This is a genomic window from Acinetobacter wanghuae, from assembly GCF_009557235.1.
GTDB lineage: Bacteria > Pseudomonadota > Gammaproteobacteria > Pseudomonadales > Moraxellaceae > Acinetobacter > Acinetobacter wanghuae.
Genome location: NZ_CP045650.1, coordinates 1509178 through 1531480, shown reverse-complemented (window position 1 = coordinate 1531480; position 22303 = coordinate 1509178). Strand labels below are relative to the sequence as shown.

Below are 22303 nucleotides of genomic sequence, written 5' to 3'. Positions count from 1 at the left end.
AACAATTGAGGATGACATAAAGACATGGAAGTGAGTTTAGCCGTTAAATTGGCAGTTATCGCGAGTGGAGCATATCTGTGGATTGGTATGCTGACAGGGGTTTGGAAATATCTACAAATTGCTCGTTCACCGCAGGCACGGGCGCATTATTATGTCGATATTGCCCATCGCAGCAGTTTACTTTATGCCCCAGCAAGCTTGATTTTGGCAGTCCTCGCTTATTATTCGCTTTTTGATGAATGGCTCAATTTGCTCTGCGTCATTTTAAATATCGCATTTTTTAGTTTTTCGATTGGCGCTTATATTTTGCATGGCGTGTTAAAAGACACGACCAATCAATTTAAAGAGCCTCATCAATTAGGACGCTTTCAACTGCCACGCATACTCATGCGTTTGGCAATGTATGCTTTGATTTTTGCGGAATTGGGTGGGACAGGGCTGTTGCTACTCGGCGCAGGTTTGGCTTTATTTTAATTATTTTGAATTTAATATTTTATTTTTATCTACCTTATGGAAGATGGGTCGGATCATCCATAAGGCTCAACCAAGCTGTTGATTAGCGATACTTTTGGTCAATGACCGCCCACATATAGAATGCGATTGACACAATGACGGCATAAATGAAGTACTCCAACTTCAGGTTGCCTTGAATTAATCCATGCACGATTAAAGTCAGCATAAGCGCTATGGTGGTGCTGATAAACACGACCAGATTGGTGTTGGCTTTAAGAGCGTCAATGAAGACTTGCTTATTGAAATGTAATGATAACATCTCCATCCCTCCCATTTTTTAATGTTATAGACGACTAAAACATAACGATTTAATCGGAATTGAATCTATAGTTGTACTGTGAATACGACCCTATTTCAAGTGGCTAAAATAGATATCTAAATCAAATAAAATCATACAATGTCGACTATGGGCTTAAGTAATTGTATCTGCATGATTATTTATTGAATGAACAGCATTGAAAGATGTGAACATTCAAATAATAAAATGCTGATACAGGATAAATAAAGCAAATTACGCGCCAAAGTGATAATGACGGTCGTTGCTTATCAGGTGATTGAGTTGAGTGTAGTGAATTTAAGTTGGATCAATAGGAAAAAGAATAAAAAATTCAAATAGAAAAGCATAAACTAACGTTTATTTATAATGAATACTAACAAAAAATGAGCAGTGTTGCAATTTAGGCACGAATGGGTTGAACTGTATCAAGCTGAGATGAGGTCAGTGCATGATGTTCAATAATAGGTCGTTTGGGTAAAACAAGACCAATTATTGATACGCTTAAATCAAGTTTTGGGTAAAAACTTCATTTTATGACACTGACATAGAAAGATTAGTTTCTAATACGGTCAATCACAGCTGTAATCACAAGAACAATAAAGGATGGGATGAGCCATGCAAGGTTTTGTTCTGAAAGAGGTAAATGTGCTAAAGCATTTAGCAATTCAAAGCCTGCAACTTTTATACCGTCAAAAACACCGAAAATAAAAGCAACTAAGGTGACAGGCGCAATGACAGTAGAGGGTTTCTTAAACCACTGTGCAGAGAAGCTAAGTAAAATGACAGCAATGGCAGGTGGGTAAATTGCACTTAATACCGGTACAGATACCGCGATCAATTTGGTTAAACCAAGGTTTGAAATCACCAAAGAGAAGCCGACCAAAATAAACACAAAGACTTTGTATGAAATTTTGGTAATCGATGAGAAGTATTCAGCACATGCACAGGTTAAGCCAATTGCAGTGACCATACATGCCACAAAGATCATAGTCGCAAGGAAGTAAGCGCCCATATCACCAAACGCATGTTGCACATACGCATGCAAAATAATCGCGCCATTGGCAGCATTTGGAGCGAAACCATGACTACCTAAGCCCAGTTTAAACAGGCTTAAATACACCAGTGTTAAACCAATACCTGAAATAATCGCAGCATTGACTGCGTATTTGGTAATGAGTTTAGAGTCGGTCACGCCACGAGAAGTAATGGCTTTCACAATCACAATACCAAATACCAATGCACCTAAAGTATCCATGGTTAAGTAACCATTGACGATGCCTTCAGAGACAGGACTATTGACATAATTATCGATCGCGGCTGGTGGTTCACCTGATGAAATGAAAACAGCAGAGACACCTAAAATAATTAAACCAATAATTTTAAGCGGTGATAAGAAGTAGCCAACGGTATCTAAAATCTTATTTGGATACAGCGACACGACAGTCACGATCGCAAAGTAAACCACGCTATAAATAAACAATGAGCTTGGTGCATCACCAAAATAAGATGAGAAACCAATTTCATAAGAAACGGTCGCTGTGCGTGGTGTTGCAAATAAAGGACCCACTGCCAAGTAACATGCCACAGTCAAAATGAGACTGGCATATTTACCAATAGGGGAACTTAAGTTTTGAATTGAACCTTCAACACGAGACAAAGCGACAATGGTGAGAACCGGTAGACCAACCGCCGTGATTAAAAAACCAAAGGCAGCGAGCCATACATGCTCACCCGCTTGCTGTGCCACAATGGGTGGAAAGATAATGTTGCCCGCACCAATGAAAAGTGCAAATGTCATAAAGCCAAGGGCAACAATATCTCGAGTACGGAGAATTGTCATAGAGGGAGATCAATCGACCAAAAACAGCGATTTTAGAGCATAGCTCTTTATTTTTGGAGATTTTTTTAAGTGTTCAAGTTCTGAAAATATCAAATATACGGCTAAATAAAACGATTGATCAAAATATATGTTTGATATCAGGCTAAAAAATATATAAATCATTTTTAGGGTCTTAAATTTCAATGATCCATTCATATTTGCTAAAGCATTTAATTGCACAATAAATCATCGAAAAGTGTGTGTCATTGGTCCTTATCATTGCTGCGTTTTAGCCAAATGCGACACATTGCACAAAAAGGTCTATAATTCTGATATTCATTATGAGGATGGGCACATGAGAGCTGCAGCAATTAATCTAAAAACGGCACAAGATATTGAAAAACTTCGTATCTCGGGGCGCTTAGCCGCGGACGTTTTAGCGATGATTGGCGAGCACGTGAAGCCCGGCGTGACGACCGAATATTTAGATGATCTGTGCAACGATTTTATTGTCAATACATTGCAAGTGATTCCTGCCAATGTCGGTTATTACGGCTATACCAAAACCACTTGTATTTCACCAAATGAAGTGGTGTGTCACGGGATTCCATCGACGAACACGATTTTAAAAGACGGCGATATTATTAATATTGATGTCGCAATTATTAAAGATGGTTACTTTGGTGATACCAGTCGTATGTACTATGTCGGTACGCCATCACCAGAAGCAAAACGTTTGGTGAATACCACTTATGAAGCGATGGTTGCGGGCATTCATGCCGTTAAACCGGGTGCAACCTTGGGCGATGTTGGTTATGCCATTCAATCTGTGGCGCATCGTGAAGGCTATAGCATTGTGCGTGAGTATTGCGGTCATGGTATTGGTAAGGTCTATCATGAACAGCCGAACATTTTACATTACGGTCAACCGGGGCAAGGCATTAAACTGGTTCCCGGCATGGTGTTTACCATTGAACCGATGGTGAATGCAGGTAAAGCACGGGTGAAAGAACTCAAAGATGGTTGGACAGTTGTGACCGCAGACAAATCTTTATCTGCACAATGGGAACATATGGTTTATGTGACAGAGACTGGTTTTGAATTGCTATCACCTTGGCCAGAAGGTACAGGCGAATATCCTGAAATCTAATGTTGTGTGTTGTCTGTTACTACAATGTAATGACACACTTACATATTTTACAAGAATTGATCGATCAAATACTTAATTGAACAAAAAACTACAGCCTGAAGTGGATCTCTCTTTTAAATTTAGCTAATTTTTTAACTAGAGATCCCACGCTGTAGTGACTCTATTTTCGCTTATCCTCCAGGATGAGCTTTTTTTTGTCTACCGATGTGTGGCTTAAATCTGCTATCCATATTCTTTTCAAGCGTGTGGTAAATGTTCAACCAAATAATCAATAAATACCCGTACCGCAGGCAGCAAGCCACGACGTGATGGATAGACCATATGGAAAATACCTTGAGCAGACTTCCAATCGGGTAAGACTTTCACCAATTCACCACGATCCACATAATGTTGTACGACATTATCAGGCAGTAAGGTAATGCCACAACCAGCAGCTGCTAATTTGGACATCATAATTAAGTCTGAGCCTAAAATCGTTGGCATGACCCGCACTTTTTGCTGTTGCTGATGTTGATCCTGAAGCAGAATAAATTGCTCCGTATGATCTTCCGCGATGCTTAAAATCTTATGTTCAGCCAATTGTTCAGGCTGTTTTAAATCGCCAAATTCATTTAAATAGCCTTGGCTGGCATAGAGATGCTGCTCAATTTTATCAAATTGGCGAATGACTAGATTTGGATCGTCATCTAAATTAGAACGTACTCTTAATGCTAAATCAAAGCCTTCATTAATAATATCGACACGGCGATTGGTCACCATCATTTGCAGTTTAATTTGTGGATATTGTTTTAAAAATTGCGGCAGGACTTTGGCAAGTTCATTTTGCGCAATTGATACCGGTAGGCTGACTTTAATCGTACCGCGTGGCTCGGTACTTAAATGATCGACCAAATCATGTGCCGCTTGTGCTGCATTTAACATGACCTGTGCATGACGAAAAATATTCATGCCAATATCAGTGACGGCAAAATGCCGCGAAGTGCGTTGGATTAAGCGTACACCTAGACGCTCTTCTAAATTATAAACACGACGACTGAGTTTAGATTTTGGAATGTCAGTGGCACGTTCAGCTGCGCTAAAGCCGCCATGCTCAACGACTTGGGCAAAACAGTAAAAATCATCAAGATCGGTCAACATTCCAATTCCATTTATGCAACGATGGTCTGATTAAAATTATATTGTCCTAATCTGTCAACCAAAAGCATGTTTTATTGGGTAAATGGGCAACGCATCCTTTCATTTTTCATGCGGAAAACAATCATCCATTCCCTTATTTAACAACTAATTGGAAGAGCTAGGCGATGTTTCTCAAAAAGCGCGCAATTTCTTTACCGAATTTAATCGGTTCATGAAGAAGAGGCGTATGCCCAGATTTTTCAAAACGAATTTGTTTGGCTTGTGGCAAGCTGGCAGCAATTTGATTTTGACCTTCAATTGGGTAAAGCTTGGATTGAACCCCACTAAAGAACGTGACAGGGCATTTTAACGTTTGAATGGCAGCGCGATAATCTTCCGAATGATGTAAATAATTGTTGATATACCACGCCATATAATCGACACGCGCGGAAGGTAAAAATACGCTTTGTAAACGAGGTTGATTTAGGGCCCATTGAAATGCTTTTAAGCTGTATGGATGACTATTTTGTAGCGCGATAAATTGTAGCCAAAGATCGGCAATGTGTTGACGCGTTTCAAGCGTTAAGTCTTTCATCAAGACTATATTTTGATGCGCAGCTAATACAGTCGATAACTCTTTTAATATTGCTTTAAATTGCGCATGCTTTTGTCCAAATAAACCATATTGCCATGTATCATCTACTGTGATTTTTGGTGTTTGATCAATATGCAGATAAGCTGAGATATGTTTGGCAAAATCGCCGTATTGCAAGCCGTGCATGGTGGTAGTAGCACCCATCGAATAAGCAATGACTTTGACTTGATCAAGTTGCATTTGCTCAAGTAGTGATGCGACATCCTGCCAATGACTTGAAATGGCATCCAAATTTGGAATACGACAGCCACTCGATGCGCCAAAACCACGCCATTCGGGAATAATAAATTGATATTTTTTACGATGTGGATATAAAAACGCGGACCATTGCCAACTGAGCATACCCAAACCAGATAACACCAATACCGGTTGACTTTGACCATATTGACGGACAAAAAGTTGTTCACCATCGGGCATTTGATAAAAAGGCATGTGTAAATCCTTTGTTTTAAATTATTTGAATTGTTTAAGTTTTGGAATGATGGTTTCGAGCCACTTAATCCAACCTCGTTCTTGTTCGATTCCAAGTTGCAAAATCATTTGATGAATATAAAGGGTTCGATCAGGTTCGTCAGCATGTTGGAAGTCTTTATTAAAAATCTGCTGATACACCGCGAGTTTTTCTTTGTGTAAGCTTAAATGGCGTTCAAGTTCGGGTAAAGTGCGATTGCCACCAAATTGCGCTTCGGCACGTAAACGTACCATGAGTTCTTCGCGTAACTGTGCGGGTGGACTTTGTTCTAGCATCCACGCAGCAAGTTGTTCGCGACCAAGTTGTTCGACTTGATAGGTCTTTTTACGCGAGGTGGCATCTTCATGTTCAATCGTCGAAATCCAGCCTTTTTGTAGCATGGCGCTTAATTCACGATAAATCTGCTGATGCGTTGCATTCCAGAAAAAACCCATAGAACGGTCAAAGCGTCGCGCTAAGTCAATGCCTGTACTGGGTTTTTCAATTAAACTGGTCAGTAATACATAAGACAATGACATAAATAACTCGAAAAATGACGGAGCATTCATTATGCAACATGTTGCATAAAAATCAATTCTGACTTATAAAATAATGCAACAAGTTGCAAAGAAGCTGTCTTTTTAAGATACATTCTTGATGCACACGATAAAAAGGATAGCCAGCGCAAGCACGCTAAGGAGATAAAATGTCAAAGTATCCGAATTTACTTGCCCCATTGGATTTGGGCTTTACTCAGCTTAAAAACCGCGTATTGATGGGTTCAATGCATGTTGGACTAGAAGAAGCGCCGGGCGGTTATGATCGGATGGCAGCATTTTATGCAGAGCGTGCCAAGGGGGGCGTGGCTTTAATTGTGACCGGGGGGATTTCACCCAATGATCATGGGGTGACTTTCCAAGGTGGCTCTAAGCTCGACAGTATTGAAGAAGCAGAAAAACATAAAGTGATTACCACAGCAGTCCATGAGGCGGGTGGTAAAATTGCAATGCAGATTTTGCATACCGGACGTTATTCTTATCAAGCGGTTAATGTCGCACCATCACCGATTCAAGCGCCAATTAACCCGACTAAACCACATGCATTGACCTCAGCTGAAGTCATGCAAACCATTGATGATTTCGCCAATTGTGCCAAATTGGCGCAATACGCTGGTTATGATGGTGTCGAAATCATGGGCTCTGAAGGTTATTTAATTAATGAGTTTATTGCTGCACGAACCAATCATCGTGATGATGAATGGGGTGGCAGTTATGAAAATCGAATCCGTCTGCCGATTGAAATTGTACGTCGCACGCGTGAAACGGTTGGTGAAAACTTCATCATTATTTATCGTTTGTCGATGTTGGATTTGGTGGAAGGTGGTTCGACTTTTGAAGAAGTGGTACAGCTTGCCAAAGAAATTGAAAAAGCCGGTGCAACAATTATTAATACAGGCATTGGTTGGCATGAAGCACGTATTCCGACTATTGCCACCAAAGTGCCGCGCGCAGCCTTTACTTGGGTCACCAAAAAGCTGAAAGGTTTGGTTAAAATTCCTTTAATTACCTCTAACCGTATTAATACCCCAGAAATGGCAGAACATGTTTTAGCGTCGGGGGATGCGGATATGATTTCAATGGCGCGTCCCATGCTTGCTGATTCGGAATTTGTCCTTAAAGCAGAGCAAGGGCGTAGCGATGAAATTAATACCTGTATTGGTTGTAACCAAGCCTGCCTAGATCATATTTTTTCGATGAAAATTGCCTCGTGTTTGGTAAATCCACGTGCATGTTATGAAACAGAGCTGATCTTTAAAGACGTTGCAACGCCTAAAAATATTGCGGTGATTGGTGCTGGGCCTGCGGGCTTAAGTTTTGCAACCTATGCTGCCAATCGTGGACATAGCGTCACGATCTTTGAAGCATCGAGCCAAATTGGCGGGCAGTTTAATATTGCCAAGACGATTCCGGGTAAAGAAGAATTTTATGAAACGCTGCGCTATTTCAAACGTCAAATCGAATTACAGCCGCGTATTAAGCTTCAACTCAATCATACGGCAACGTTCGAAGAACTCTTGAATAATAACTTTGATGAGATCGTGATTTCCACCGGTGTGATCCCACGCCATTTGGATATTCGGGGAATTGATCATCCAAAAGTGTTGTCTTATATCGACGTATTGAAAGATCGTAAGCCGGTCGGTCAGCGTGTTGCCATTATTGGCGCGGGCGGAATTGGTTTTGACACCGCAGAGTTTTTAACGCATGAAGGTGAAAGTGGTAGTGTCAATCCTCAAAAATTCTACGATGAATGGGGCATCGATACCAGCTACGAGCATGTTGGCGGTTTAAAAGCGGCAACGGTTGAGCAACCACAACGTGAGATTTATTTGTTGCAACGTAAAGCCAGTTCGGTTGGTGGTGGTTTAGGGAAGACCACGGGTTGGATTCATCGCACAGGTTTAAAAAACCGTGATGTGAAGATGGTCGCAGGCGCAAGTTATCAGAAAATTGATGATCAAGGTTTACATATTATTGTGAATGATAAACCGATGGTGTTAGAAGTCGATAATGTCATTATCTGTGCAGGTCAAGAATCTTATACGGCAATGTTCGATGCCTTGCAGCAATCTGGTCGCAGCGTACATTTGATTGGTGGTGCGAAAGAGGCGGGCGAGTTGGATGCTAAGCGTGCGATTCGTCAAGGTGCGGAATTGGCAGCGAAAATTTAATTGATAAAACTTATAAGATGACAATTTTTGCTTTCATACGAAATTGTCATGAAAGAAAGTTGATTTGCAACGTTCCCTCTCCTTTATTAAAGGAGAGGGTTAGGGAGAGGATTCTATTCTGAAACAACAGAATCCCCCTAATCCCCCTTTCTTGCGCTTCAATTTAAAGCAGTGCTTAAATCTCTTTCAGGGGGGATTTTTTCTAAAAGATAAACCACAATAAAAAAGGACACAAAAATGACACTCGAAACCACCCAAAAAACCTTGTTACGTTGGCATGAAATGCTGCAAACACGTGATATGTCTATCCTGAATGAGCTGTTGGCTGATGATGTGATGTTTCGCTCACCCGTTGCATTTAACCCTTATTCCGGTAAGCAAATCGTCTACTTCATCTTAACCAATGTCATTCAAGTATTTGAGAATTTTCAATACCATCGTGAATTTTATAGTCACGATGGCAATAATATTGTGTTGGAGTTTTCTGCCAATGTGGGCGATAAAAAACTCAAAGGAATTGATATGATTCAATTGAATGAGCAAGGTCAAATTATTGATTTTGAAGTCATGATTCGATCTAAGTCGGGTTTGGAAGCTTTAGCAGAGCAAATGGGTCAACGTATGCAAAATGCCATTCCTTAAGCCACGGCTTTGTAATAGTGACTTGAAGTTCGACTGAGATCGGCTCATGCTGAAGGCTACATAAACGTAGAGGTTGGATAAATGAAAGTTTGGTTTGAAAAGTTAACTCAAGTGTCTGCTCAATATTTAGATCGCTTGATTGGCTCAGATATACCCAAGCTATATTATCAACCTGATGGTGCTTTTCAGCATTTAAGCCATACCTTGCCACAACTCAAGTCCAAATATCGTCCGACACCGTGGCTTTCAAATCCACATGCACATATTTTGTATTTTGATCTCATTAAAAAGAAATCAATTCAATTAAAATATGACGCGATCGAACAATTGAAAATGTCGGATGGTGGGATCACTGCGATTGCATGGTTTGGTTTGAATTTACCGAAAGATACCCCAACGATTGTTTTGTTACATACCATTACCGGAACGCCTGATTCAATGCGTGAGTTGGTTCGCGATTTAAATCGTTATAACGGTTGGCGTATTGCTTTATGTTTGCGCCGTGGGCATGCCAATTTACCGATGCCTGTGCCACAAATGAATCTGTTTGGTTCAACGCAAGATTTGCGTGAACAATTGCTTTATATCGAAGAAAAATTTCCAGAATCAGATTTATATGCAGTCGGCTCGTCGGCAGGTACAGGATTATTGGTACGTTATTTGGGCGAGGAGGGTGAGAATACCCCATTTAAAGCAGCATTTGCCTTATGCCCAGGCTATAACACTGAAACGGGTTTTGCCAATGTCCATCCTTTTTATAGCAAAGTCATGGCGAAAAAACTGGTTAAAAAATTCATTCAACCTTATCAATCGACTTGGCAGAGTATTCCAGCTTGGCAAGAGATTTTATTGTCACAAAATTTGGCAGAGTTTGAGCAGCGTTACTTTAAATTTGCCGGCTACGATAATTACGATGCTTATACTCAAGCCACCAATCCCATTTATGTTTTTGAAAATGTCAAAATTCCATTGATGATTTTAAATGCCGAAGATGATCCTGTCTGTCACATTCAAAACTTTGAGCCTTATAAAAATGTAATTCAAACCATGCCGAATATTATGGTAGTGACCACTAAGAAAGGCAGTCACTGCGGATTTTACGAGGGCTTTGTGCATACTGAATCATGGGCATCGCGCTTAATGGCAGATTATTTTAAGCAGTACTCAGCATAGATTTAGTGCTATTTGCTTTAATTAAATCTGCGAGATGGGAAGCTCTAAAATTTAGCGAGTGCTTGTATCAGAATTCAAAAGCGTATTGATTTTATTATGGAAGCTATTGTTGGATAGATCACAGTATAAAGCTTTGAAATTTAAAGAGAATAAAAAGGAAGGTATTTATTGAAAGTAGGTCAAATCTGAGCAGAAATGACTTCCGCTCAGATTTATAATATGAGAATAGGATGTGCTTAAAGTGCTGGTGTTGCAGCAGCAATCGCAGCCGCCACAGCATCATCTTCACTTTGAGCAGTCGTGCTTGACGCTTTAGGTTCAGGTGCTTTGACTTCTGCTTTAGGCTTTGCTTCTACAGTTTCAGAACGCGCGGGTTCAGAACGTGTTGGTGCAGGGCTTGCCACTTGAGCCGCAGGCTGTTCAGCAGGGACATCACGATATTCACGACGAATGGTTGCTGAGGTGTTGTTTGATTCTTGCTGTTCAATTTCCACGCGTGTCGGCGCTTCTTCAACTTCTTCAATTTCAACAGGCTCAATCTCAACGCTTTGCTGAGGTTGTTGTTCTGTCTTCTCAACAGTTTGTTCCTGTTCATCTTCCTTAGGTGCTTCTTTTTTTACACATGCAGTCAGTAAAAGTCCGGTTGCAAGTGCACCGCAGATTAAAAGTTTCTTATTCATCATTGCATCTAACGAGAGTGTGGATTGGATTAGCGCATTATAGCAGTAAATTGCAAGATGGAAATCACAGAAACTTAGCCTAAATTTTTCAAAGAAATGCTGTTAGAATAGCCAATTGTTTATTGTTCTTTGAATTGATGCGGATTGACTTTGCTTTATAGGTACAAGGTAAAGTAAAATTGCGCAACATTGTAGGCCGATTTAGGCTCGATTGTACGAGAAACCCAATGACCCATTTTATTTTCGTTACTGGTGGTGTAGTTTCATCACTAGGTAAAGGTATTTCAGCTGCTTCTGTTGCTGCACTTTTAGAAGCTCGTGGTTTAAAAGTGACCATGGTAAAAATGGATCCATACATTAATGTCGATCCAGGGACAATGAGCCCATTCCAACATGGTGAAGTTTTTGTTACAGAAGACGGCGCTGAAACAGACTTAGATTTGGGTTACTACGAACGTTTCTTACGTCGTGCGAAAATGACCAAACTGAATAACTTCACATCAGGTCGTGTTTACCAAGATGTTCTGAACAAAGAACGCCGTGGTGATTACCTTGGTGGTACAGTTCAAGTTATTCCACACATTACTGACAATATTAAAGAACGTGTCCTTCGCGCAGGTGAAGGTTATGACGTTGCGATCGTAGAGATCGGCGGTACTGTAGGTGACATTGAATCTCTCCCATTCATGGAATCTGTACGTCAGTTAATGGTTGAGCTTGGTCACAAGCGCACGATGCTTATGCACTTAACGTTACTCCCATACATTAAGTCTGCAGCAGAATTGAAAACCAAACCAACACAGCACTCAGTAAAAGAACTTTTGTCGATTGGTATTCAACCAGACATTTTGATCTGTCGTACTGAGCATGATGTTGATGCAGATACAACCCGTAAAATTGCGTTATTCACAAACGTAGAAGCACGTGCAGTTGTGGTATGTAAAGATGCGCGTTCAATCTATGAAATTCCGCGTACATTCTACGAACAAAATGTTGATGATTTAATTTGTGAACGTTTTGGCTATAACGATCTTCCAGAAGCAGATTTAACTGACTGGGATAACGTTGTAGAAGCATTATTTAACCCAGAATACACGGTTCGTGTTGCGATGGTCGGTAAATATGTAGAACTTCCAGATGCGTATAAATCTGTGAACGAAGCACTTTTACATGCCGGTATTCAAAACCGCGTGAAAGTTCAAATTGACTATGTCAATGCTGAAGAACTTGAAAGCCAAGATGTTAGCGATGTATTGAAAGATGCTGACGCAATTTTGGTTCCAGGTGGTTTTGGTGAACGCGGTACTGAAGGCAAAATGCAAGCGATTAAATTCGCACGTGAAAACGGTGTACCGTTCTTGGGTATTTGTTTGGGTATGCAGTTGGCTGTGATCGAATACGCGCGTAATGTTGCGGGTATTAGCGATGCGACTTCAACTGAATTTAACCGTTCAACTAAATCACCTTTAATTGGTTTGATTACTGAATGGTTAGATGAGCGCGGTGAAGTTCAGCAACGTTCTGCTGATTCTGATCTTGGTGGTACCATGCGTTTAGGTGCTCAAAAATCTGAATTGGTTTCAGGCACAAAAACTGCAGAAGTATACGGTTCGGATGAAATTATCGAACGTCACCGTCACCGTTATGAAATGAACAACCGTTATATTCCTGTTCTTGAAGAAAAAGGCATGAAGATTTCTGGTTATTCACCGGTACAACATTTAGTAGAAACTGTTGAAATTCCTGAACATCCTTGGTTTATTGCTGTACAATTCCACCCAGAATTTACAAGTTCACCACGTGAAGGTCATCCATTATTTGCCGGTTTCATTGATGCTGCGAAAAAACAGTACCAAAAAACCAAATAATAGATGTGTAGGACACAACTAGGAAAGTTTAAATGTCGCAATTAAAACCACAAGAGATTGTACGTTTAGGCGATATACAAATGGCAAATCACTTGCCATTTGTACTATTCGGCGGAATGAACGTACTTGAGTCTAAAGACTTAGCTTTTGAAATCGCAGAAACCTACGTGGATATTTGTACACGTCTCGGGATTCCTTACGTATTCAAAGCAAGTTTCGATAAAGCCAACCGTTCAAGCTTAAACTCATTCCGTGGTCCAGGCCTCGAAAAGGGTCTCGAGTGGTTAGCCGACATTAAAAAACATTTTAATGTGCCAATCATTACGGATGTACATGAACCGTATCAAGCGGCACCTGTGGCAGAAGTGGCTGATATTATTCAATTGCCGGCATTTTTAAGCCGTCAAACGGATTTGGTTGACGCCATGGCAAAAACCGATACCATCATTAACATCAAAAAAGCACAATTCCTTGCACCCCATGAAATGCGTCATATCATGAACAAGTGCTTGGAAGCGGGTAATGACAAACTCATTCTGTGTGAGCGTGGTTCAGCATTTGGTTACAACAATTTAGTTGTCGATATGCTCGGCTTTGACACCATGAAAGAGATGAACGTGCCTGTTTTCTTTGATGTGACCCATGCATTACAAACTCCAGGTGGTCGCAGTGATTCTGCCGGTGGTCGTCGTGCTCAAATCACAACGCTTGCGCGTGCGGGTATGGCAACAGGGCTTGCAGGATTATTCCTTGAAGCACATCCAGATCCAGATGTTGCAAAATGTGATGGTCCGTGTGCACTTCGTATGTCACAACTTGAGCCGTTCTTGGCGCAATTAAAAGAATTGGATACCTTGGTCAAAGGTTTCAAAAAGTTAGATACACACTAAGATTATATCCCCTTGAGCTGCCTTTAAAACGCAGCTCTTTTAATTAACTGAGGAATTGTTCATGAGCCAAATCGTTGACATCCGTGCACGTGAAATTTTGGACTCTCGTGGTAACCCAACCATCGAAGCAGACGTAATCTTAGCCTCTGGCGTAGTTGGCCGCGCATGTGCACCATCTGGTGCTTCAACTGGTTCTCGTGAAGCTTTAGAACTTCGTGATGGCGACAAAGCACGTTACTTAGGTAAAGGTGTTAAAACTGCGGTAAACAATGTAAAAACTGTGATCCGTGATGCTTTATTGGGTAAATCAGTATTCGAACAAAAAGACATCGATAACACGATGCTTGCGTTAGATGGTACTGAAAACAAAGAAAAATTAGGTGCAAACGCAACTTTAGCAGTATCACTTGCTGTTGCCCGCGCTGCTGCTGATGAAAAGAAAATTCCACTTTTCCAATACATCGCAGACCTTCGTAACAACACTAGTTTGATTATGCCTGTACCAATGATGAACATCATCAATGGTGGTTCGCATGCAGATAACAATGTTGATATTCAAGAATTCATGATTGAGCCAGTTGGCTTCACATCATTTGCTGAAGCACTTCGTGCTGGTGCTGAAATCTTCCATTCTTTAAAATCAGTATTAAAGAAACAAGGTTTAAATACAGCAGTGGGTGATGAAGGTGGTTTCGCACCAAACCTTCGTTCTAACGAAGAAGCAATTACCGTGATTCTTGAAGCGATTGGTCAAACAGGCTACAAAGCAGGTTCTGACATCATGCTTGCGCTTGACTGTGCATCTTCAGAATTCTACAAAAATGGTCAATACATTCTTGCAGGTGAAGGCAATAAAGCATTCAACAGCAATGAATTTGCAGACTATCTTGCAGGTCTTGTCAACCAATATCCAATTATCTCAATTGAAGATGGCTTAGATGAGTCTGATTGGGAAGGTTGGGCTTATTTGACTTCAATTCTTGGCGATAAAATCCAATTGGTCGGTGACGATTTATTCGTAACGAATCCGAAGATTTTACAACGTGGTATTAATGAGAAAGTAGGTAACTCTATTCTGATTAAATATAACCAAATCGGTACATTGACTGAGACTTTAGACGCGATTTACCTTGCGAAAGACAATGGTTATACCACTGTTATCTCGCATCGTTCTGGTGAAACTGAAGATTCGACAATTGCAGATCTTGCAGTGGGTACTGGCGCAGGTCAAATCAAAACTGGTTCACTTTGCCGTTCTGACCGTGTAGCGAAATACAATCAATTACTTCGCATTGAAGAGTTGACCAATGCTGCATATCGCGGTAAAGCTGAGTTCAAAGGTTTGAACTAAGCACTCATGTTTATGCTAGATGTATTCGACTCGAAATCGAGTAAAGTACTGTTGGGCCTTGCGATCATTTTGATCGCAGGGTTTCAATATTTATATTGGTTCGGTGAGGGTGGTCATCAGGAACACCAAAAACTGACTCAAAAAATTCAACAACAGATTGAACTCAATACAGATTTAAAAGAGCGTAATCGCGTTCTTGCAGCAGAAGTCTACGATTTAAAGAATGGTATTGAAGCCATCGAAGAACATGCACGATTGGACCTCGGTCTGATTAAACCGCATGAAACCTTTATTCAAATGAGCACCATTAGTACTCAATATAATCCGATTTATATCGATCCCAACGCTAAAGTAGATTTGCGTACCAATGAAGATGATGCTCCAGCCACACCATAAGCTTTGGGCGATTATTCCGGCAGCAGGCTCGGGTAGTCGTTTTTCTAAAACTGAACTCAAACAATATCAAATAATTCAAGGACAAACAGTTCTTGAACATACCGTGGCGCGTCTCAATCAATTACCACTTACTGGTTATGTATTGGCAATTAATGAAAAAGATGATGTTGCTCAAACCTTGGCATTTTCCAATATTGAAAAAGCATATTTTTGTTTGGGTGGGCAGGAACGCGTCCACTCGGTATTAAATGCGCTTGAGTATTTATCTTGTATCGCTAGTGACGATGATTGGGTCTTTGTACATGATGCTGCACGTCCATGTGTCAGCCTTGATTGCCTAGAAAATTTAGTCAATACCGCTATTGAGCAAAATCAAGCCGCTATTTTAGCCATTCCTGTGCGTGATACGTTAAAACGAGTGGCTGTTGGGACGGAGATCCAAGCAACTGTTGATCGTTCAACATTATGGCAAGCGCAAACCCCGCAAATCGCTCAATTAGGCACGCTTAAAAAAGCCATTCAGCAGGCATTAGTCGATGGTGCAACTATTACTGATGAAGCCAGTGCGCTTGAGCATATTGGTGAAAAAGTGAGTGTGGTGGCAGGTCGTTCAGACAATATTAAAATTACCTACGCTGAAGACTTGGATCTTGCTAAATTAATTTTGTCGGCACAGACAGCACAATAATGCATTAAAAAGCACATTTAATTTAGCCATAGCGATTTATTCTCTGTGGCTTTAACTTATAATTTCGACATTGTTAATTTTGATAGCTTTCGCCCCATGATCCCTTCACAGCAGTATCGTTTTTTACGCCACTCCGCACGAGATGGCTTGAGTATAAAACACGATTCTTCAAGATGGATGAAATTACATCTCGATCCATGGTTACTTTGTTTTCTGTTGTTGAACGCAGCCTTGGGTTTGATGGTGGTGTACAGTGCGACTGCTGAAAACTCAGGGATGGTCATTCGTCAAGCGATTAGCTTTGGCGCGGGCTTTATTATCATGTTTTTGTGCGCGCAAGTGCCACCAAAAGTCTATCAAGCGATTAGTCCTTATCTCTATCTGTTCGGCATCTTTATGCTGTTGCTGGTCTTTGTGATTGGCGAAACACGCTTAGGGGCAAAGCGTTGGATTACTTTGCCCGGCATTGGTAGTATGCAACCGAGTGAAGTCATGAAGTTTGCGATGCCGTTGATGATGGCATGGTATTTCTCACGTAAGCCATTCCCACCGAAGCTAATTCATATTCTGATTTCTTTAGTGATTTTGGGTGTGCCTTTCGTTCTGGTCGCATTGCAACCCGATTTAAATATTGGCTTAGTGATTCCGGGTATTTTTGTTTTATTTTTAAGTGGGATGTCGTGGCGACTCATCTTAGGGGCGTTCACAGCCTTTGCAGTGGCAGCGCCTATACTTTGGATGTTCTTGCTGCAAGAATATCAAAAGAAACGTATTCTCACTTTATTTGATCCAGAGTCAGATGCTTTAGGCGCGGGTTGGAATATTATCCAGTCTAAAATTGCCATTGGTTCTGGTGGTACGACCGGTAAAGGATATTCACAAGGGACACAGTCGCATTTAGGGTATCTGCCTGAACATCATACTGACTTTATCATGTCGACTTATGCTGAAGAATTCGGCTTTATTGGGGTGTTTTTACTATTTAGTTTGTTTGCTGCCATTATTATTCGTTGCTTGATTATTGGTTTACAGAGTTTTCATAACTTTGGGCGACTTTATGCAGGTGCGATTGCACTTACATTCTTCTTCTTTGTCTTTTTAAACTCAGGGATGGTGAGTGGGATTTTACCGGTAACGGGTGACCCATTGCCATTGATGAGTTATGGCGGTACAGCAGTCATTTCCATGCTTGCAGGTATGGGAATTGTGATGTCGATTCATACTCATCGCTAATTAAACTCTTATAAAAAAGCCAGCTATTTGCTGGCTTTTTTAATGCATTTTGATGTGTTATAAATCAATCAATAAACAAAAATTAGGATGTAAAAATGAAGACAATATGGGGTGTGCTGATGGTTCTCATCAGCCAGAATCTTTCGGCTGCACCGCTTAAAATAGAGCAATTTAAACAACAAAACAAAGTGTATTATGCAGATGCTGAATTAAAGCTAGCAGACTTAAATCAAGCATTAGACCAGAAACAGCATCCTTCAATTTTGATTGAAAAAGCATGTGCCTATTCGACATCACTCAAAAATCTCAAAGCTTTTTCTAAGAAGAATCAACATTTGGCATTTGCACAAGAAGAATATGCTTTTGTCAGCCAATTAGATGATGGATTTAAACAGTCATTGGCTGAATTAGGTACAAGCTATGAAACTGGCTGTAAAGCTCAGCTGAAATCTAAAACGAATTAAGCCTCTCTTTTACGTTTTTCACGTGCGCTTGCAACTTTCGCTAAAATGGGTGTCTTTTGTTCTAGAATTTTATCAATGATGGTGTCTCGGGGTAAAACTAAGCGCACAGGCGTAGGTAATAATTCATAAACTTTTGCAATCACAGCGCGAATATCACTGTCATTAATAAGCTTATCTTCAGCGATATTCAGTAAGTTATCCACGACAAGGGTTTCAATTGTGCTGCCATGTTGTTTCCATAGTTCAGGACTCATTTGTGGTAAGGCTTGTTTTACTTTATTAACGAATTGATCAAACATTGGGATATCTAATGTAAATTGAATATAAAACAAGAGTCTAGCGCTTTTTTCTGTAGGACGGATAGCTTTAACTCAATAAATAGAGATAAGTGTTTAAACTTTAGAATGGATAGATGAAATTTATTGATTATGTAGAAAAAAGCCCTCAACTGAGGGCTTTCATATTTAAAGATGAGTTTAATGCAGGAACCAAGTGTAATAGCCCCAGAGCATCAACGGCCATGATAAAAATGGACTAAAAAGCCATTTCCAAAACCAATGGCGCGGCACAAAACCGACGCCATGGATAAAACCACCTGAAATGCCAATCATGATATACATCATTGCACTATGGCTATAGCTACCATCCGCATTAAGCATTGCAGCAGGGTGAACCAATAACACAGCTGCAAGTGGGAATGCCAATATGCATGAAATCACCATTGCAAAGGCATTGGATTTTTGATCAGTCACTGGGGCTTCAGTTGCAGCATCGGTCATGGTTTATTCCTCATCTAAATCTTGATGATGTTCGATGTAAAGTGCACTGAGTACACCTGCGAAACACGCCATCAATACACCTAAAATCCAAGCAAAATACCACATAATTTCGTCTCCTTAGACACAGGCTTAATACAAGCTATGCGTGTTGTCTTGAATGTGTTTATTGGTAATGACGCCCCACATCTTGTAATAGCACCATGTGGTGTAGCACAAAATAATCGGCACAAAGATACATGCAGCAATCGTCATAACGGTGAGGGTATTTTTACTCGAGACAGCATCCCACATGGTAAGGCTAACCGTTGGATTAAGACTTGATGGCATCAAGAATGGGAAGAGCGCGAAGCCTGCGGTGAGGATCGCACCGATGACCGCCATAGATGAACCTAGGAAGCTGAATCCTGCTTTACTTTTGCCTGCAGCAAGTACCACGATTAAACCACCTAAAATACCCATCATTGGCGCAATCATTGTGATTGGATACGTCGTATAGTTATTCATCCAACCTGGGTTTGCATCTGTTAATACTTGTTTCGCAAGTGGATTGGCAACAGCATTGGTATCAAACGGTTGAACCAAGGTATAACCTTGAATCCCGCCAAAGTACAACCATGCACCTGCAGCAAGGAAAGTAACCAGATAAACCATTCCCATAATTTGAGTTGCTTTGGCTGAGCGCTTACGGAGTGCACCGTCAGTACGAATCATGAGCCAAGCACCACCGTGCGCACAGAGCATCGACAAGCTCACGAGACCACAGATCAAGGCAAACGGATTAAGAAGTGCAAAAAAGCTGCCTGTATAAGTTGAACGTACTGTTTCATCTAAAACAAAGGGTACACCCAAGAACATATTCCCAAAAGCAACCCCAAAGACGAGTGCAGGAACCGCACCGCCAATCGCTAGACCCCAATCCCAAGAGTTACGCCATTTGGTATTTTCTAATTTTGAGCGATAGTCGAAGCCGACAGGACGTAAAAATAGGGCAAATAAAACTAACAGCAGTGCCCAATACATGCCTGAGAATGCAGTGGCATAAACCATCGGCCATGCAGCAAATAAAGCACCACCTGCGGTAATGAACCACACTTGGTTGCCGTCCCAATGCGGAGCAATGGTATTGATTGCTGCACGACGTTCATCATCGTTTTTGCCGACAAATGGCATGATGGCCATAGAGCCCATATCGAAGCCATCGGTGAGGGCGAAGCCAATCAGTAAGACACCCACCAATACCCACCAAATGATTTTTAATAATTCATATTCAATCATGCTTGAATCTCCTCATTTGCCTTTTTTTCAGCTTCAAGTTTTTCAAAGTGGTATTTACCTGTATGAAGTGAACTTGGGCCAAGGCGTGAGAATTTGATCATGAGATACATCTCAATAATCAATAAAACTGTGTAAAACGATGCTAACGCGATAATTGAGCCCCATACATCACCTGTACTTAAGCTTGATGCTGACAAATGTGTAGGTAGTACCTCGCCAATCGTCCATGGTTGACGGCCGACTTCAGCCACATACCAACCGGTTTGTGCTGCAATCCATGGTAAAGGTAAGCCATACAGTGCAAAGCGAAGTAACCAAGGTTTGTTTTCTGCATTGCGTTTTGCCACAGCAAAGGTTGCCAGTACAAATAGAAGGAGCATTAAGAAACCAGAAGCCACCATGGCACGGAATGCCCAGAATAAGCTTGGAACATGTGGAATCGTATCTTTTGCTGCGGCTTTAATATGTTCTTCAGACGCATCGACGACATTGGGTGTGTATTTTTTCAGAAGTAAGCCATAGCCTAAGTCTTTTTGTGATTCGGCGAATGCTGCTTTTAATTCATCAGACGTATCACCCGCACGTAATTGTTCTAATTGTGAATACGCTACCATCCCGTTACGAATACGTGCTTCATGCTCAGTAATGAGGTCTTTAATACCAGTCACTTGGGTATCTGTAGAACGTGTCGCAATAATACCCATCGCATAAGGAATTTTAATGGCATAGTCTGTGCGCATTGTTTCTTGGTTTGGAAAACCAAATAGGGTGAATGCAGCAGGTGCTGGCTCTGTTTCCCATTCGGCTTCAATGGCTGCAAGTTTGGTTTTTTGCACATCACCAATTTCATAACCCGATTCATCACCGAGTAAAATGACTGAAAGTGTAGACGCCAAGCCAAAGACGGCTGCAATCGCGAATGAACGACGTGCGAACGGTAAGTCGCGTTTTTTCAGTAAGTAGTAACTTGAGATCGCCAATACGAATACCGCACCTGTCACATAACCTGCGGAAACAGTATGTACAAATTTCACTTGAGCAACAGGGTTAAAGATCAGTTCCGAAAAACTTACCATTTCCATACGCATGGTTTCATAGTTAAAGGCAGAACCGACGGGGTTTTGCATCCAACCATTGGCAACCAAAATCCAAAGTGCAGACATATTTGAGCCGAGTGCCACTAACCAAGTCACACCTAAATGCTGAACTTTGGACAAACGATCCCAACCAAAGAAGAATAAACCGATAAAGGTCGATTCGAGGAAGAATGCCATTAAGCCTTCAATCGCAAGTGGAGCACCAAAAATATCTCCCACATAATGCGAATAATACGCCCAGTTGGTACCAAACTGGAATTCCATGGTGAGACCTGTGGTCACACCCAAAGCGAAGTTAATACCAAATAACTTTCCCCAGAATTTGGTCATGTCTTTGTAAATTTCTTTGCCAGAAATCACATAGGTGGTTTCCATAATGGCAAGAAGGAAAGCCATGCCTAAAGTTAATGGTACAAAAATAAAGTGATACATCGCGGTCATTGCAAATTGGAACCGTGACAGATCGACCACGCTTTCAGAAATCATCAACGTGTCTCCTTGATTTGGGATGGATTACCTGCGATACGCTCGGCAACTTGAGAGTCAAAATTCTTCGGAATGGTGGGTGCATCGAACCAAATGTTTTTAATCACCAAAAGTAATGAAATTTTGATAATTAAAATAACAGTGATGTCGCGCACCGCTTTTTGATTTAAATTTTTCGGAACTAAGCTCATGATATAAGCCTGTTTTTAACACTTGTTACATATTATTAAACAAATTAATTTTAAAATAAATAGATGAGACAGTTTAAATAATTATATATTTTTAAGTGATTGAAATTTAATTAATTATAAAAATTAATGCTCAATATTTATTATGATAATTTTTCTTATTTATTCTAAATGAGTTTGATATTAAATCCGACTAAAACACTTGTATTTAATGGTTTAAAATAACCAACTAAAATGGTTTGAATATTATTTTTAATGATTTTAAAACTTGATTAAAACACTTGGTATTAATAAATTTCAAGTATTAACTTGAGTGTTTTTCTTGGTTTTAATATTGCATCTCATGCTTGAATGATGGGTTGTTATCTTGGAATCAACTCA

General features: G+C 40.6%; 24 protein-coding genes. 12 read left to right on the top strand and 12 right to left on the bottom strand.

Annotated features, from left to right (window positions below):
* Window positions 1-24 precede the first annotated feature (24 nt).
* Window positions 25-474 carry a hypothetical protein gene (locus tag GFH30_RS07235; RefSeq protein ID WP_153371586.1) on the top strand — a complete coding sequence of 150 codons (450 nt, stop codon included), beginning with the start codon at window positions 25-27 and terminating at the stop codon, window positions 472-474.
* 82 nt (window positions 475-556) lie between these two features.
* Here GFH30_RS07235 and GFH30_RS07230 read toward each other — a convergent pair whose 3' ends face one another.
* Both GFH30_RS07230 and brnQ read right to left on the bottom strand, forming a co-directional pair.
* A complete protein-coding gene (locus GFH30_RS07230; RefSeq protein WP_153371585.1) occupies window positions 557-772 on the bottom strand; it encodes a hypothetical protein in 216 nt (71 codons plus the stop codon).
* 571 nt (window positions 773-1343) lie between these two features.
* Window positions 1344-2630, bottom strand: a complete 1287-nt coding sequence (gene brnQ / locus GFH30_RS07225; protein ID WP_153371584.1) for a branched-chain amino acid transport system II carrier protein — start codon at window positions 2628-2630, stop codon at window positions 1344-1346.
* A 334-nt stretch (window positions 2631-2964) separates the two neighbouring features.
* Here brnQ and map point away from each other — a divergent pair, with 334 nt between their 5' ends.
* Complete coding sequence (gene map / locus GFH30_RS07220; RefSeq protein ID WP_153371583.1) at window positions 2965-3759, top strand: type I methionyl aminopeptidase; 795 nt, start codon at window positions 2965-2967, stop codon at window positions 3757-3759.
* A 237-nt stretch (window positions 3760-3996) separates the two neighbouring features.
* Here map and GFH30_RS07215 read toward each other — a convergent pair whose 3' ends face one another.
* The 3 genes from GFH30_RS07215 to GFH30_RS07205 all read right to left on the bottom strand — a co-directional run bounded on the left by GFH30_RS07215 (window position 3997) and on the right by GFH30_RS07205 (window position 6520).
* A complete protein-coding gene (locus GFH30_RS07215) occupies window positions 3997-4896 on the bottom strand; it encodes a LysR substrate-binding domain-containing protein (protein WP_153371582.1) in 900 nt (299 codons plus the stop codon).
* Between the two features lie 157 nt (window positions 4897-5053).
* A complete protein-coding gene (locus GFH30_RS07210) occupies window positions 5054-5962 on the bottom strand; it encodes an alpha/beta fold hydrolase (protein WP_153371581.1) in 909 nt (302 codons plus the stop codon).
* 21 nt (window positions 5963-5983) lie between these two features.
* Window positions 5984-6520: a PadR family transcriptional regulator gene (locus GFH30_RS07205; RefSeq protein ID WP_153371580.1), complete on the bottom strand. Its 537-nt coding sequence runs from the start codon at window positions 6518-6520 to the stop codon at window positions 5984-5986.
* A 167-nt stretch (window positions 6521-6687) separates the two neighbouring features.
* Here GFH30_RS07205 and GFH30_RS07200 point away from each other — a divergent pair, with 167 nt between their 5' ends.
* The 3 genes from GFH30_RS07200 to GFH30_RS07190 all read left to right on the top strand — a co-directional run bounded on the left by GFH30_RS07200 (window position 6688) and on the right by GFH30_RS07190 (window position 10527).
* Window positions 6688-8712 carry an NADPH-dependent 2,4-dienoyl-CoA reductase gene (locus GFH30_RS07200; RefSeq protein ID WP_153371579.1) on the top strand — a complete coding sequence of 675 codons (2025 nt, stop codon included), beginning with the start codon at window positions 6688-6690 and terminating at the stop codon, window positions 8710-8712.
* Between the two features lie 237 nt (window positions 8713-8949).
* Complete coding sequence (locus GFH30_RS07195; protein ID WP_153371578.1) at window positions 8950-9354, top strand: nuclear transport factor 2 family protein; 405 nt, start codon at window positions 8950-8952, stop codon at window positions 9352-9354.
* An 81-nt stretch (window positions 9355-9435) separates the two neighbouring features.
* The gene (locus tag GFH30_RS07190; protein WP_153371577.1) at window positions 9436-10527 is read left to right on the top strand and encodes a YheT family hydrolase; all 1092 of its coding nucleotides are present in this window, start codon (window positions 9436-9438) and stop codon (window positions 10525-10527) included.
* Between the two features lie 236 nt (window positions 10528-10763).
* On the opposite strand, the gene GFH30_RS07185 is transcribed toward GFH30_RS07190, so the two are convergent.
* A complete protein-coding gene (locus GFH30_RS07185) occupies window positions 10764-11207 on the bottom strand; it encodes an internalin (protein ID WP_153371576.1) in 444 nt (147 codons plus the stop codon).
* A 227-nt stretch (window positions 11208-11434) separates the two neighbouring features.
* Here GFH30_RS07185 and GFH30_RS07180 point away from each other — a divergent pair, with 227 nt between their 5' ends.
* The 7 genes from GFH30_RS07180 (at window position 11435) to GFH30_RS13450 (ending at window position 18097) form a co-directional block, all read left to right on the top strand.
* The gene (locus tag GFH30_RS07180; RefSeq protein ID WP_153371575.1) at window positions 11435-13075 is read left to right on the top strand and encodes a CTP synthase; all 1641 of its coding nucleotides are present in this window, start codon (window positions 11435-11437) and stop codon (window positions 13073-13075) included.
* 32 nt (window positions 13076-13107) lie between these two features.
* The gene (gene kdsA, locus GFH30_RS07175; RefSeq protein ID WP_153371574.1) at window positions 13108-13965 is read left to right on the top strand and encodes a 3-deoxy-8-phosphooctulonate synthase; all 858 of its coding nucleotides are present in this window, start codon (window positions 13108-13110) and stop codon (window positions 13963-13965) included.
* Window positions 13966-14026: 61 nt separating this feature from the next.
* Window positions 14027-15316 carry a phosphopyruvate hydratase gene (eno, locus tag GFH30_RS07170; RefSeq protein WP_153371573.1) on the top strand — a complete coding sequence of 430 codons (1290 nt, stop codon included), beginning with the start codon at window positions 14027-14029 and terminating at the stop codon, window positions 15314-15316.
* Between the two features lie 6 nt (window positions 15317-15322).
* Entirely contained in the window at window positions 15323-15712 is a 390-nt protein-coding gene (locus GFH30_RS07165; RefSeq protein ID WP_153371572.1) for a septum formation initiator family protein, read from the top strand.
* Window positions 15684-16400: a 2-C-methyl-D-erythritol 4-phosphate cytidylyltransferase gene (ispD, locus tag GFH30_RS07160; RefSeq protein WP_153371571.1), complete on the top strand. Its 717-nt coding sequence runs from the start codon at window positions 15684-15686 to the stop codon at window positions 16398-16400. The genes GFH30_RS07165 and ispD overlap by 29 nt, the downstream gene beginning before the upstream one ends.
* 96 nt (window positions 16401-16496) lie before the next feature.
* On the top strand, window positions 16497-17633 hold the full coding sequence (gene rodA / locus GFH30_RS07155; protein WP_153371570.1) for a rod shape-determining protein RodA: 1137 nt from the start codon (window positions 16497-16499) through the stop codon (window positions 17631-17633).
* 95 nt (window positions 17634-17728) lie between these two features.
* A complete protein-coding gene (locus GFH30_RS13450; protein ID WP_227551470.1) occupies window positions 17729-18097 on the top strand; it encodes a hypothetical protein in 369 nt (122 codons plus the stop codon).
* On the opposite strand, the gene GFH30_RS07145 is transcribed toward GFH30_RS13450, so the two are convergent.
* From GFH30_RS07145 to cydP, 6 genes are all read right to left on the bottom strand, one after another.
* Window positions 18094-18396, bottom strand: coding sequence for a hypothetical protein (locus tag GFH30_RS07145; protein WP_153371569.1), 303 nt, complete (start codon window positions 18394-18396; stop codon window positions 18094-18096). The two genes, GFH30_RS13450 and GFH30_RS07145, sit on opposite strands and share 4 nt — an antisense overlap.
* A gap of 177 nt (window positions 18397-18573) precedes the next feature.
* Entirely contained in the window at window positions 18574-18876 is a 303-nt protein-coding gene (locus GFH30_RS07140) for a cyd operon YbgE family protein (RefSeq protein WP_153371568.1), read from the bottom strand.
* 3 nt (window positions 18877-18879) lie between these two features.
* The gene (gene cydX / locus GFH30_RS07135) at window positions 18880-18981 is read right to left on the bottom strand and encodes a cytochrome bd-I oxidase subunit CydX (RefSeq protein WP_004653762.1); all 102 of its coding nucleotides are present in this window, start codon (window positions 18979-18981) and stop codon (window positions 18880-18882) included.
* Window positions 18982-19005: 24 nt separating this feature from the next.
* Window positions 19006-20151: a cytochrome d ubiquinol oxidase subunit II gene (gene cydB / locus GFH30_RS07130; RefSeq protein ID WP_153371567.1), complete on the bottom strand. Its 1146-nt coding sequence runs from the start codon at window positions 20149-20151 to the stop codon at window positions 19006-19008.
* Window positions 20148-21734 carry a cytochrome ubiquinol oxidase subunit I gene (locus GFH30_RS07125; RefSeq protein ID WP_153371566.1) on the bottom strand — a complete coding sequence of 529 codons (1587 nt, stop codon included), beginning with the start codon at window positions 21732-21734 and terminating at the stop codon, window positions 20148-20150. The genes cydB and GFH30_RS07125 overlap by 4 nt, the downstream gene beginning before the upstream one ends.
* Window positions 21734-21925, bottom strand: a complete 192-nt coding sequence (gene cydP / locus GFH30_RS07120; RefSeq protein WP_153371565.1) for a cytochrome oxidase putative small subunit CydP — start codon at window positions 21923-21925, stop codon at window positions 21734-21736. The genes GFH30_RS07125 and cydP overlap by 1 nt, the downstream gene beginning before the upstream one ends.
* Window positions 21926-22303 lie beyond the last annotated feature (378 nt).